Source organism: Spiroplasma turonicum (assembly GCF_001262715.1).
Taxonomy (GTDB): Bacteria; Bacillota_I; Bacilli_A; order Mycoplasmatales; family Mycoplasmataceae; genus Spiroplasma_A; species Spiroplasma_A turonicum.
Map to the genome: position 1 here is coordinate 666,937 of NZ_CP012328.1, position 14,060 is coordinate 680,996.

Sequence of the window (14,060 nt, forward strand, 5' to 3'; positions counted from 1 at the left end):
TTTATAAATTTAGATAGTAATTGTAGAGAAATTAATAATTTACCAGTTGCAGGACCTCTGGAAATGGTTTAAAACTCTTTTTTTTGTTCTCAAATAAAATGAGTTTGTAATTGATAACTTCTTTAATATAGTTTTATTTGATTTACTGAGTCTTACAATCTTGCAATAAAAAATTATTGTTTACTACAAATAAATGTAAGTTATAACTAAACATTTTTAACAATATCAATAATAGGGAGCTGAAAGAGTTGGTATTTCAATAACTTTATAAAATTTGTTTTTTAATCATTAAGTATAAATGCAAAAAAATATACTTTACAGTAAAAGCATTTTATAAAATTTGTATCACAACTATATTGATTTAAATAAATTTTATAAATTACTTATGAATTTTTATTTGTTCACTTTGAAAATCAAAATAATTTTTACTTATTTTGTAATTTTCTACTATATTATCTTCTATAGTTAACATATATTCTTTTATGGAATCAGTCATTAAATTATTAAAATTTATTTTTACTTTACCATCTATGTTTACATATATCATTTTTTGACCATATAAAAAATCACATCCAAATACACACATAGGAGCTACGATTCTATATAAGTCATTTCTTTCTTCAAGTATACAATCTTTTCTGTCTTTTATATGTGATGCTATTAAAAAGTCAACAGGAAATGTTTTATTACATATACAACATTTTTGATGATTTAGATCTTTAAAAAGATTTTTTCTTAATTGGTATTGTTCTAACCTTATTTTAGTCAAGACTTTTTTATCTGTAACTTCATAATATAATCTAGACTCTAAATAATTATTTCCAAATCTACTTTCGATAATTTTTTGAAAATCTTCATCTATAAGTAAAAATTTATCAATAAATTCTTTTGCTGCTTCATTATTTAATTTAGAAAACTTTCTTACCCTGTAACCACTTCCATATTTAACTATTTTATTAAAATTGAATATACTGAAATTTGAATTTATAAGATTATCAATTAGTATTATTTTACTGAAATCTTTATTTTCATCTACATCATTTCACAACTCATTAGATAACTCATTGCTATTAAAACTTTCATAAATTGTTCCATATGAAATGATAAAGTTTTTGTTAACAAATATTAATATATCGTTTTTGTAAAAGTTATAATTATTTAATGATGGAATACCTCAAATATGAAAATCTTTTAAACTTTTATCTTTGATTTCATAATATTTATTGATATTATTTAAATTCACTTTATTTTTTATAGTTTTATTATAGTTATCTATTGAAGAACCTATTGAAGTTATATAAATATTCACAAATATCACACCTTTATTTAAAATTTATTAATTTAAACTCTTATTAATTAATTATATAAAGTTAACTAAAATAAATGCAGTAATTTCATTTAAAGTTTTATCAAAATTTATTTTTAGTTTTCTTTTTTTAACAAACATTATTTTATTATTCTTATTACTAATTATGTGCTTACGATTTAAGTCTCCATGTGCTACATCATTTCTAATTTCTGGATCATAAAAGCTTTTATGACTTGTAATATTCATTAAATCAAGAATATTATTAATTTTTTTAAAAAAGTCTTTTAATCCGTTCATATTTAGATTCTCAATATTAAAACTAGATTTAGACTCAAAAAAAATAAACTTATCTTTATTAGATTTTATAAATTGTATGTCTTTATCATTTTTTAAATTTAAATTAGTATTAAATTTTATTCAATAAATTTCTTTCAAAAATGATAAATTTTTTGAGTTCTTTATTTCATTTTTTTTATTTTTATAAAAAATATAAATATGATTAAGAACAAATTTCAAAAAACCTTCTAATAAAGAATTTAACAAGAATATAAACAGATGATAATCATTTTCGTCCAACTTATTATTAACTATTTTTTTGTAATAATTTAGTTTTGATATTATTTGATATTTTTTCATAATCACCTATATTTTTAATTAAAAACTCATCTATACAAAAAATTAACAAAGATATTTTTTCTGGTTCTCTTGTAAACTTTGATTTTAATTTTTTTGTTTCTACACCCTCTTCACTTATTACAAATGGTTCATTGCCATCGTAAATATTATTTATTAATTTAATTATATCTTTAAACTTACTTAAGTTTGGTAAGGTTTTTTGTTCGGATTTTAATTTCATTAAAACAGGATATATATTTAGTCAAAAGTTTAAAGGTTGTGAATTGTTAAGTTTTCTGTTAAATAGAGACTTAACTTTTTCATCTTCTTTGTTTCAATTTTTCTTTAAATCTAAAATATGTTTTGATACATCATCGATTAACATAATTGCATTTTTAATATTTTCAATATTTTTTTCTTGTAACATATTATCAATATCTTCTTCTATATTTTTTATATTATAATTAAAATTTAAAAAATCATTATAATTTAAAAAAACTCATATAACTTTAAAAAACAAAAATCACTCTTTATCATTTAATAGAATTTCTTTTTTAGTTCCTATTATTGAATTTTTAAATTTTTTGACAGTTTTTTTTAAATTAGTTTTTTCTTCAATTTTTTCAAGATCTGAAAAAATTTTTGATTTATAAATATCTCCACTTTCAATAGGTACTCCTGTTGAATTAAGTCTTGCAAATACATCGTAAACTCCTTTTTCATCTCCATCTTTAAAATTAGTATTATCACAACTATAAGTAGGGAAAATAATAGTTGCATAAAGATTATTAAAATCTTCATATTTATTGCATAAAAATTTATAGTCTAATTTATCATTAGGTTGAATATCTAATAAATTAATAATTTTAGGACTTAGAAAATCGATATCTAATTCAAACTTATTTACAATATTTGTTTTATCACCCAAACTTACTTCTGAATTTTCGTTTTCTACAAATGAACCTAGAAATTTAATCATAGTTATTAATCTTTGTTTCCCATCTATTACTGAATAAAATTTTTCATTTTCAGAAATATAAATTGGTTGAAATGGAAATCCTAGCAATACAGATTCTATAAATTTTGTAGCTTTGCCAATATCCCAAATTTTTTTTCGTTGAGTATCATGATCAAAATTTAATAGACCACTATTATAAAGCGTTAGAAGCTCTCCAAAAGTGTTTAAGGATAACTCATACTTATATTGTTCATTTATATTTTTTAATTTATCTATAATATTTTCTTTCATAAAAAAACACCTCTTAAAAAATAAATATTTTTTTAAACATTTCTACTTTTTTATTTGCATCACTTGAATGTTTGCTCATTAAACATCTATCTAAAAATTCATAAAATAATTGTAGTCTAAATGAGAATGCGGATGGAGATAAAGGTTTATCTTGTTTTTCTTTTGAATTATTATATAAATATGCTAATATTTCATAAGCTTGATAAATAAATTCTGTTAATTCACTTATATTAAATTTGATATTTTTGTCAAAAAATTTTAATGAGCTACTGTTTTTTACAACATCAATGTTTGTAAAATATTTTTTATAAGGACCTGAATTTACTAAAGCATTCAAATCATTAATGTTACACCAAATAAATCATACTAATGCAATTAATCAATTTTGAATATTATTTTGAAAAGATTGCACAGCACCTAAATTATCATAAATTATATCTTTATCAATAAAAACTAAATCATTTGAAAGTTTTTTATAAAAATGATAGGCTTCTAAAATATCTTCACTTGAAAACTTATTACTTTTAAAAACTACCTTATAATGTTCATCATTAAAAATTTTTGACTTATTTTGGTTAGATACTGTTGGTTTCATAAGCAATAAACTATAGATATATTGACCAAGTTCATCATTATTAATTTTAGGAACAGCACTATCTAGTTTTATATTAAAATTATTTTTTATATAATTTTTTTCCTTTATGTCTTTATCTCCTCTTTTAATATTTAAAACTACACCATGAGTTTTAAAATATTCTTTTAAGGTTATCATTTCAATAGCGTTAGATTTAAAATCTCTTGGTTTAACTGGTTTTTGGTTATTTGAAGCTTTAGTTATTGAATCTATAAGATTTTCATAAGTTTCATTATTTGAAATCTTTGGATTAATTATTTTAGCCATAATATAAATACTTTTTATGTTAGATTTTAAATTTTCATCTTTATTAAAATTAGAAAGATTGGTTACCGTTTGTGCACCATTAACTATTGAAAAATCTTTCAATTTAATAGTATTGTTTTGTAGATCTAATTCTTCCATTTCTTTTGCAACTATTGTTATACCATTATTAAATATAAAAAACTTCTCAGGTGTATTCAAAACCGATTTTTTCATTTCTGAGTTTACATCTTTAGATGTCTTATCTGTATCTATTGAATATCTAATATTTTTATCAAATATAATATTTTCAAATTTTTCATAACATTGAACAAGTGAATAAGCTAAAATTGAAACTACTATAACTTTTTCTAAAGGAGTTTCATATTCAATTATATTTGAAAGCCCAGACTCATAACTATGTTTGTTTTCAAATTTAAAAGCAAAAGATGTTTGATTTTTGACATCTTCCTCAGAATTGCTTTCAGCACTCAATTTTAAATTTAATCTTTTAAGATCATAAATTTTTATCATTCCATAGTTTTCTAAAAAATCATTACTTGAAATTTGATCTTCTAAACTTTTAATATCGTTATCTCTGATTTGTTCATTAATGATAAAATTGATTCTAAAATCAAATGCTTCATTTTCATAAATATCTTCTAATAATTTAATAAAATAATTATCGTTAAAATTATTATTTTTATAATTATTCTCTTTTAAACTATCACAAAAAATTTTGCATCGTTTAATTGCTTGTTGTAATTCTTCTTTATTATTTAAAACAAAAAAAATATTAGTTGTTCTGTAATCTTCTAATTCATCATATAAAACTAAGTTTGGCATAAAATCATTATTACTAAAACAAATTAATCTATCATAATCTTCTTTAGCTCTATTTATGTCATTATATTTTGAAAATACATAGTGACTTAATAACATTAATTTTTTAATGTCATCCTTATACTCGACTAATTCTTCATTCATATATTTTTTTAATAATTCCATTTTTTTAAAGCCTCCACAAACTTATTAATTGAATTTTCATAATTGTTAAAAAATAAATTATTTTTATTGTAATTAAAATTTTTATCAATTTCAATTATAAGATTTTCTTTATTATATAAATCTTTATATTCTATAAGAATATCTCTTTTAGATTTTTTGTTTTTATAATTACAATTATCTTTGTAAATAATAAAACTTAATACATTAGGTAGAAAAACTTCATCATTTCCAATATCATATGCTCTTATGTATTTTTGAAAATGTTTCATTTGAATATCAAATAAATTTAATATATTAAAATTCTTATCATAAATTGGAGTTTCACTTCTAATCAAAAATATCCACATTGTTTTAATATTATTTTTTTTAATATTTACTACTTCACCTAACATATTACTAAATGCATTATTTATATTTTTTTGAATACTAGATTTTAGTCATTTAAATTCTATGGTTCCTAAAATTTTATCGTCACTTTTATTCTTAATAGCTACATCAGTTTTTTTTCGATAAAATGCGCCTTCAACACTTAACTCTTTTTTATCTAAATATTTTGAATAAACTTCATATTCCGAGCTACTTAAAACTTTAGAAACATCCTTGGCAATCATATAATGAAAGTCATCAACTTTGTCTCCACTTCTTTCTTTATCAATATGACTTTCAAGTGAAGTATTATATTTAGCTTCTTTGATCTTGTTTAATAAATTCTTTTCTAGTAAACTTTGACTCATCTGATACCTCTTTTATTTTATTATATTCTAAATAACTAAATTTATAATTCAGATAGTTTTTCAAATCTTTTGATGAAATGAAATAATAATTTCCATTTTTATTTTTACCCAAAAGCGATATATATCTAATAAACTCTTCATTTTTAATCGCAAAAATTATATCATCTAATGAAATTTCATTATTACTTGAATAGATATATAAACCACTATAAATAGCATCACCAGAATTTATTTTGTTCAATTTGATAGTATCAATTGATTTTATAATAGTATTTATTGAGACTTTATCAATAAATACATCTTTTATAGCTTGTGACCTTGCAAATGCATGCCAATTATTTGTATCTTCTAATGATCTTTCTTCTAAAGCTTCTTTGTTATTTATCAATTTTTTATAAATATGTTCATTATTCTCTTTAATTTCTTTTAAAGAAATGAGTTTTCCATTTTCATTATAAGGATAAAAAAGTTTTGTCTTTTTGTTTTTAGATGCTTTATAAGCATCGATTATATATTTACCTTTAAAATCATCATTGTAATAGAATCAATCTGCATTTGTGGCTAAACCGTTTCTCACATTTATTCCACAATCTTTTTTCTTTGCATCAAATACTTCGTTTAAAAAATTTAAATCATTTTCTCTATAAAAATAAAAGCATTTATTAATAAAAAAGTCGTTATTTTTAATACTAAATTTTAAATCATTTAAATAATCTTCTACTATTACTGTTTTGTTTCTTTTATTTTTATTTAAAATAGTTATCATTGGATAAGTTGTGATTTGTTTAAACGGATTATAAAATCCATAGTTTAAGATAGTGTCAATTAAATTATTTTTAATTAAATATTCTCTTAGATTATTTCCAGAAGAACTTGATAAAAATGAATTTGGAGTTATATAGCCAAGAATTCCATTTTCATTGAGCATTTTTATACCAACTTCAAAAAAAACTAAATATAAATCAGCCATACCTTTTTTAGCAAAATCAAATTCTTTATGTCTGAATTTAGGATCAAAATCATGAATTCTTATGTAAGGAGGATTGCCTAAAACAAAATCCATTTTGTTATTAAATTTTTTAAAATAAAGAGCATTATTATTTATTATATTTCAATTAACTGATATATTTAAACTTTTTTCTATTAAGATTTTATTAAGATTTTCATTCGCTATTTGACAACTTGTCTCATCAATTTCTATACCATGAATATAAGTTTCTAGATGTTTTTTAATTTCGTTTATATTTAATTTTGTATTATTTTTAAGAAAAGCATCTATGTATCTTGATACGATTCTTGATAAAAAAGCTCCTGTACCACAAGAATTGTCAATAACATGTTTTTTTAAAATTGATTTTCCTTTATATTTTGATAAATCTAGTATTTTATCCACTATTTCTATAGGAGTATAAACCACTCCATTTTTTATCCCCATCAAAATACCTCCTCATCTCATAGTATTTAATCATTTATTAATATAAGTTTTTAACTATATAATTATAATATAAGAAAGTAATCAATATAAAAAAGTTTATTATAATTTATTTTTTTCGACAACCTCTTTAACTGTTTGGATATATATTTGATACGATTTCAATTTATCCTTTTTTTCTGTGCTTTTGTTTACTTCTTTTTTTGATTTTGTATAGTTTTTTAACTTCTTTTTGTTTTTTGTTTATCTTAATTTTTTGCAAATTTTCATTATGTATTTTATATTCTTTAACCTCTTCTCATAAATAGTTTTTATCATTTCTAACAATAATATTAAATTTTTGAGTTTTTTGATTAATCATACATAGCAAAAAGGAAGCTAAGTAGACCAGTATAAAATTACTGGTTTTTTTGATAGAAAGGAAATAATGCCAAAAATTTATGATAATAATATAAAAACTGAAGCCGTAAAAAGGTACAAAAACGGTGAAAATATAGACAAAATAGCTAATGATTTAAATATTAAAGCAGGATCACAATTAATAAGAATCTGATATAAGTCCTCAAAATCTTGTTATTCTTATAGTATATATAAGGATTGCAAAGAGGTTAAATTGATGAGTCAAAAGTTAAAAAAAGATTTTATTTCTAAGGAACTTAAAGAAAAAAATAAAGAAAATAAATTACTTAAGGACCGAATAAAAAAATTAGAAAAAAACTTAAAGTTTGAGATAGAAGAAAAAATGTTGGCAATAGCGAGTAAAGAAATATTGGAAAAGTCCATTCCTTCTTGCACGGCAACAATATTGATGAATTTATTGAAAATGAGCAAGAAGGAAAAGATAATGATAATGGCAACAAAAGCTTATAAATATTATGCATGCTCTCAAATATATTATTTAGTTGCTAATTATGGCATGGGAACCAATAGGTTAATAAATTATTTTAAAGTTCATAAAAATACTTATTCGAAATTCAAAATGAAATTAAAATTAGAAAACCCTATTTTGTTATACAAATACAAGCTAAAGATTCCAACTATTAATAGCTTTGAAAATGAAAGATTTGAAAATGCAGTAGACTTAGTAAAAGATTTTAAAGAAGCAAATAATGATTTACAAACAGGTTCTCTTTTAATAAGGAAATGAATTTTTGTTAATAAGAATAAAAGAGTCTCTGAAAAAATGATTAACCTAATCAAAAGAGAAAAACCTGAGGTATTTAAAAACTCATTTAGTAGGGACAATTCCAAAAAATCAAGTTATTTCAATGAATCTAAAAAACATAACTCTTATGTTAGAGATGATTTGATTGAAATGAATTACAATACTCCTAATGTAGTTGGAGTTGATGGAACTAATCTAAAAATAGAATTAAATAATTCTTCTTATAAAACAAAATTAAATTACATGATATCTTATGACTGGGATTTAAAAACTATTGTTGCATATAACTTTGATAAAAACGAAAATTCAAATAGCTCGTTAAAGGTTTTTAAAAGAATAAATGAGTATTCAATAAACACTAAATCAAACAAAGTAATACAATCAGACAGAGGTTTAGCTTTCTCATGTGAAAAAATATTTGAATATGTAAATAAGAATAATAATATAGTGCATTCTATGTCTAGAAGAGGTTTTAAACATAACGCCTCAACCGAAAGTTTAAATAGATGAGTAAAAGAAAAGTTTTTTAAAACTTATGGGTGTAAATTTAAAAATATACAAAATTTTTATGATACTTTTAAAAAATTTGTTTATAACTTTAATAAACTACAATTTTTGAAATATAATATATTTGATCAAAAAAACCAACATTTATAAAATAATTGGTCTACTTAGGTTACACAATGCTCATATAACCACATCATAGTTAAATATAAAATCTTTTTTTGTATCATTTTTAATTTTTTTTATTGTTATTGCAGATGTTGAATCATCGCAATTTCAATTGTCTTCTTTTTTGAAATATCTTTGAAAAAGATCAAAAAGTTCTTTCTTTAAATGCTCACAATTTATATTATCATCATAATTAAAGTGAAGTTGATAATCCATATCAAATTTCCCATCTTTTTCAGCAAGAATCAAATTTCTACTGGAACTTTCCACTAAATAATAGTTAAATTTATATGGCAAAGTTTTTTTTAATTCCTTAACTGCATTATAGAATTTTGTTTTTCAAGCTTTTAATTTATTTTTATTTACGTATTCTAGACTCATTTTATATCCTCCAATAAAAGTTTTTCCACTTCTTTTAATCCTTCTTTGCATTTATTAATATCCTTGATGAATCCATTTTTATATTCCTTTATTAATGAGTTTTTAAATTTATTTAATTGTTCATTAAATCATTTTAAATTTGTATAAATTAAAGTAAAATGCATTATTTTATTTCTCAAATCAATAATATTTCTAAAAAGTTGAAGATTATTGCAGTTAATATTTAGTTTTTCAATTTGATCTAATATAGTTTTCATTTGATAGTAATTATTATCAATTTTATTTAACTCAATCAAAGATGTATCATCCTCAATAGTAAGATTATCTGTTTTAAATTTTTGTTCTATTTTATCGTATTGACTATTATCAATTAAAATGCTTTTTAACTTATCTTCCATTGTATTTATGTATTTATATATAGTCATTTTAATTCTTTTGTCGTATTTTAGTAAGTAGGAAACATGAGAATATTTTACTTTATCATTTTTTGTAATGTTTTTAATATACTTAATTAAATAATAGATTATTTTTTCACCAACTATATTTTTATATTTATTAAAATTTTCACAATCTTTGTTTTCAAAAATAACTTGTGTATTATTAATTTCTTTAATCATAATTTATCCTTCCTTTTTAATTATTAAATTAATGAATTAAACATTTATGTATTTTTTTTAAAAAATGATACTTTTTTTCAAATTTAAAATAGTTTATATTTTATATACTATTTATTAAAAAAATATACACATAAATTAACATCTTTTATTCATTTTTACTACTTAATCCTAGAAATCTAAATAAAATTACAACAGTTGGTACAAATAATGCTAATAAAAAAATTTACAGATTTCATATTCATAAAAAGCTTTACATTATTATAAAAATAATTTAATTTAAAATATAAATTTTATACCATGGTCTAAGTAGTTTTTTTGTTGTATTTCTACAGGTAATATGTTTTCTTGAACAAGACTTAAATTATTAATTTTAATGTTTTTCCTTTCTAATAAGTCATCCTTATAATTAAACTACTTTTTTTAAAATAGTTGAATATTATAACCATTAATTGATCAATAAAATTATTTATTTTAATTTTTTAGTTCTTAATTCTAAATAATTATGATTAAAATCAATATTATAATAATCATTTTCCTTTTTATGAAATTATCTTTTTTAAATAATACAAGTAAATCTCTTTTTCTTAATATTAATTTTTTTAAATTTCTTCTCCTTGCTCTTTGTATTATTCTATAAGCTGTGGTTGTTTGATTTATTAGTTCCTTCATTGAATAATCTTGACCTAGATTTTAAAATCTATTTGTTATTTATATCAAATATTGACCAACCAAGTTATGCAATTTCTATATCTACTTTCTTCATTTTTTTATATTTCTTATTAATTTATTATTATATGATTATTTTTTAATAAAATATACACTTTATGTATTATATGAGTAAAAAGTAAAATAATTATACCTGTACAAAAATATTGGCTTTTTTGTTAGAAAGGAAATAATGATAAAAATTTATAATTAAATTTAAAAAGAAAAAAAGATAATAGTACAATAATAGTTCATAATAGCATAAGATTTATATTAAACAACCAAAATGGTTTTATTAATAATTATGTAGTAGTATAATCTGCAATAAATAGAACAAATCAGCAAGAAGGAAATAATTTAGGTATTATTAATAATCTTTGACTAATAAATGCAAATGCACATAATTTAAATGAAATTTAAGATTGATAGTAAATTAATTACAATTAATAATCTATATAATTCATTATAAAAATATTAAAATATATTGATTAATCTTATTTTAAAGATTATTAGTTTCCTTTTTGCTTAGTTATAAGTATATAAAAATCAAATTACATTAAATTAATTAATAAGATGTTATTATTAAAACTACTAAGAAATTAAATTTATTATCATTTGTAAATTTACGCATAAAAATAATAGAATAACTAAACTTCATAAAATATAAACAATAGTTAAATCTTAAGAAATTGTACTACTGATATATAATTAATTATGAAATAAAGTTTAAAATTCTACTTACATATTGTAAATTATAAATTTTTTAAAAGGATTATTTAAAATTTATTTTATTTATTAATAAATAACTTAAATTTAATATGATAGCTATATATCTATTTTTTTGAATTTTTATTAATATAAAGTAAATTTAGTTTTAATAGAAATGTTCTTAGTAACAATGATGATAGAGAAAACGAATGAACTATTTATATAAAATGCGTAGTCAAAAATATTTTAACTTTTCAAAATAAATAAAAAAAGATTAATCTCTAAAGAAAAAGTTAATTTTCTAAAGAACTAATTCTATTATCCAAAAAATAGATATTTTATTAATTTAAAAAGATTGTATTAAAGGTATTTAAAATATGAATTTTAATTTAATATAGTTTACTATTAGAAACAATATCATTTTTTCAATTTTTATTTAGAACTGTGAGGTCTTATAAATAATTTACTATAAAATAGGATTAGATAAAAATAATATTAAAAATATACAAAATTTTAAAGGGTAGAATAAACAACCTTAAAGAGACCATATTAGTGATACTTTAAATACTAATATATTCAAAAGAAAGGTTGTTTTTTATGCCAAAAATAATAGATAAAAAGATAAAATTAATAGCTATAAAAAAATTTTTAAGTGGTGAAAAACCGAAGTCAATAAAAGAAGATTTAAATTTAAAAAGTGGCGTTGCTCAGATATATCAATGAGTAAAAAGATATAATATTAATGAATTAGAAAGCGAATTAGATTATTCGCCTTGTGAGGTTAATATTTATATGCAGAAAGATATAGAAAATAAATTACTTAAAAAAGAAAATCAAAAACTCGAAAAAGAGATTAAAAACTTAAAAAAAGAAAAATTGAAAGATAGGGCTAAAATAGAATTTTTGGAAAAGCGCATGCCTTCTTGCATGAATTTATCGAAAGAACAGATGAAGATACAGACAAGTAAGAAGGCTTGAAAAAATGATGCCTATAATATTATTTTTTATGATAATTCAGTTGAGCTGAATTTAAAGGATAAATGTAAAGCACTTTTTGTAAATTACTCAAATTATGCTAAGTGAAAAATAAAATATCATGATATTTTATCAAGAGGTAAGACAACTAAGTTAAAACGAAAGTATAATAAACGTGCGATTGAATTAATTAATAAGTTCACTAAATTAAATGGTGCTTCAGGCGCTCGCAATGTAAGTTCTTGAATTACGGACAATCATGCAGTTAACATTAGTTATAAAATAGTAAACGAACTAAGAAATAATAAACTTGTAAAATTACCAAAAATTAAGAGAGTTGCAAAAAAATATACTAGTCAAAGGGGCAATGTTGTCCCAGACCTTATTAAAAAAGATTTTAAATCACAATATAATTTTCATAAAATTGGTTTAGATGGTTCTTATTTAGATCTTATAATAAATGGGAAAAAAACAAAAATATTAGGAGAATTTGCATACAATTGATACAATCGAGATATGATTGCTTACAATTTTGATTTCAGTGAGAATTCGCAAGTAGTAAGTAAAACAATTATGGATATTATTAATGTAGTAAGTAATTATAAAGTTGATTATTCAATTATCCAAATGGATAGAGGTACAGCAAACACTTCTAATATAGTTAAAAACATAATTGAATGTTACCCAAATTTTGTTTTATCAATGTCAGAAGCTGGTTTTAAACATAATGCTCCGACAGAATCATTAAATGGTTGATTTAAGGAAAGTTTTTTTGCAGAATATGGAAATATATTTCTTAGTATCCAAGAATTTTTAAATAAATTTGATGAATTTATTATTAAAAGAAACTCTTTACAAACTTACATATACAATAAAAAAAGAAGCCAAATAATATAAAATTTTCAGGTCTCTTTAAGGTTGTTTATTCTGGTCATCCCAAACTACAATTATTTTAACAAATTACTCTTGTACATTTCTATAGGAGTAATTTTTAATTTATTTATTATTCTATTGTTTGAATAATTTCAGATAAAATTTTTCATTCAAGATAGAAGTTCTGTTTTGTTTAAAAATTTTTATCCTTTAAAATATTTTTGTTTAATAATATTAAAAAAAGTTTCTACTATTGCGTTTTGTCATGAAGCATAACCATCCATCATACTTTGTTGTATTTTATTTGCTTTACAAAAGTCCATCATACTAATACTTCTAAATTGGGCTCCTCTATCTGTATGGATAATTGAATTACATATATTGTAGTTATTTTTTAATATATATAGCGATTTTACTACTTCTTTTATAGTTTGATTACTCGAAAAATAAGTTTTTAGTGGTAATCTAGAATAAACATCAATATATGCAAACATATATAATTTAGAATTATTAAACTTAAATTCTGATATATCTAAACATATTTTTTCCAATGGTCTTGAAGCAAAACATTCTACTTTACCAGTAATTGGATTTTTCAATAAATTTGGAGCAGTATTTACAGGTTCTTTTTTGCCACTAACATAAGATTTTCACTTTCTACTTTTTTCACAATTATCAGGAAAAAGTCCTTGACTTTTCATTGAACTTAAAACTGTTTTTCTACCAATGCCAAATTTTAA

The 14,060-nt window shown here is 20.7% G+C and carries 12 protein-coding genes; 2 read left to right on the forward strand and 10 right to left on the reverse strand.

What is annotated here, in order from left to right; genetic code table 4:
• Positions 1–379: 379 nt before the first annotated feature.
• From STURON_RS02980 to STURON_RS03020, 7 genes are all read right to left on the reverse strand, one after another.
• Entirely contained in the window at positions 380–1,309 is a 930-nt protein-coding gene (locus tag STURON_RS02980; protein ID WP_075048401.1) for a hypothetical protein, read from the reverse strand.
• 51 nt (positions 1,310–1,360) lie between these two features.
• On the reverse strand, positions 1,361–1,945 hold the full coding sequence (locus tag STURON_RS02985; protein ID WP_075048402.1) for a hypothetical protein: 585 nt from the start codon (positions 1,943–1,945) through the stop codon (positions 1,361–1,363).
• The gene (locus STURON_RS02990; RefSeq protein WP_075048403.1) at positions 1,893–3,173 is read right to left on the reverse strand and encodes a DUF262 domain-containing protein; all 1,281 of its coding nucleotides are present in this window, start codon (positions 3,171–3,173) and stop codon (positions 1,893–1,895) included. The genes STURON_RS02985 and STURON_RS02990 overlap by 53 nt, the downstream gene beginning before the upstream one ends.
• Before the next feature lie 13 nt (positions 3,174–3,186).
• The gene (locus STURON_RS02995) at positions 3,187–5,058 is read right to left on the reverse strand and encodes an AIPR family protein (protein WP_075048404.1); all 1,872 of its coding nucleotides are present in this window, start codon (positions 5,056–5,058) and stop codon (positions 3,187–3,189) included.
• Positions 5,046–5,792, reverse strand: coding sequence for a hypothetical protein (locus STURON_RS03000; RefSeq protein ID WP_075048405.1), 747 nt, complete (start codon positions 5,790–5,792; stop codon positions 5,046–5,048). The genes STURON_RS02995 and STURON_RS03000 overlap by 13 nt, the downstream gene beginning before the upstream one ends.
• On the reverse strand, positions 5,740–7,227 hold the full coding sequence (locus tag STURON_RS05650) for an HsdM family class I SAM-dependent methyltransferase (protein ID WP_236681171.1): 1,488 nt from the start codon (positions 7,225–7,227) through the stop codon (positions 5,740–5,742). Before STURON_RS05650 ends, STURON_RS03000 begins: the two co-directional genes overlap by 53 nt.
• A gap of 163 nt (positions 7,228–7,390) precedes the next feature.
• The gene (locus tag STURON_RS03020) at positions 7,391–7,585 is read right to left on the reverse strand and encodes a hypothetical protein (protein WP_075048407.1); all 195 of its coding nucleotides are present in this window, start codon (positions 7,583–7,585) and stop codon (positions 7,391–7,393) included.
• Between the two features lie 66 nt (positions 7,586–7,651).
• Here STURON_RS03020 and STURON_RS03025 point away from each other — a divergent pair, with 66 nt between their 5' ends.
• Positions 7,652–9,046, forward strand: a complete 1,395-nt coding sequence (locus STURON_RS03025) for a hypothetical protein (protein ID WP_075048408.1) — start codon at positions 7,652–7,654, stop codon at positions 9,044–9,046.
• Here the strand turns inward: STURON_RS03025 and STURON_RS03030 are convergent.
• Positions 9,041–9,442 (reverse strand): hypothetical protein, encoded by a 402-nt coding sequence (locus tag STURON_RS03030; protein WP_075048409.1) that lies wholly within the window; start codon positions 9,440–9,442, stop codon positions 9,041–9,043. The genes STURON_RS03025 and STURON_RS03030 overlap by 6 nt on opposite strands.
• Entirely contained in the window at positions 9,433–10,059 is a 627-nt protein-coding gene (locus STURON_RS03035) for a hypothetical protein (RefSeq protein ID WP_075048410.1), read from the reverse strand. Before STURON_RS03035 ends, STURON_RS03030 begins: the two co-directional genes overlap by 10 nt.
• A 2,010-nt stretch (positions 10,060–12,069) precedes the next feature.
• Between STURON_RS03035 and STURON_RS03040 the strand changes: the two genes are divergently transcribed.
• Complete coding sequence (locus STURON_RS03040; protein ID WP_075048411.1) at positions 12,070–13,344, forward strand: hypothetical protein; 1,275 nt, start codon at positions 12,070–12,072, stop codon at positions 13,342–13,344.
• A gap of 179 nt (positions 13,345–13,523) precedes the next feature.
• Here STURON_RS03040 and STURON_RS03045 read toward each other — a convergent pair whose 3' ends face one another.
• A complete protein-coding gene (locus tag STURON_RS03045; RefSeq protein WP_075048412.1) occupies positions 13,524–14,021 on the reverse strand; it encodes a DDE-type integrase/transposase/recombinase in 498 nt (165 codons plus the stop codon).
• Positions 14,022–14,060: the final 39 nt, after the last annotated feature.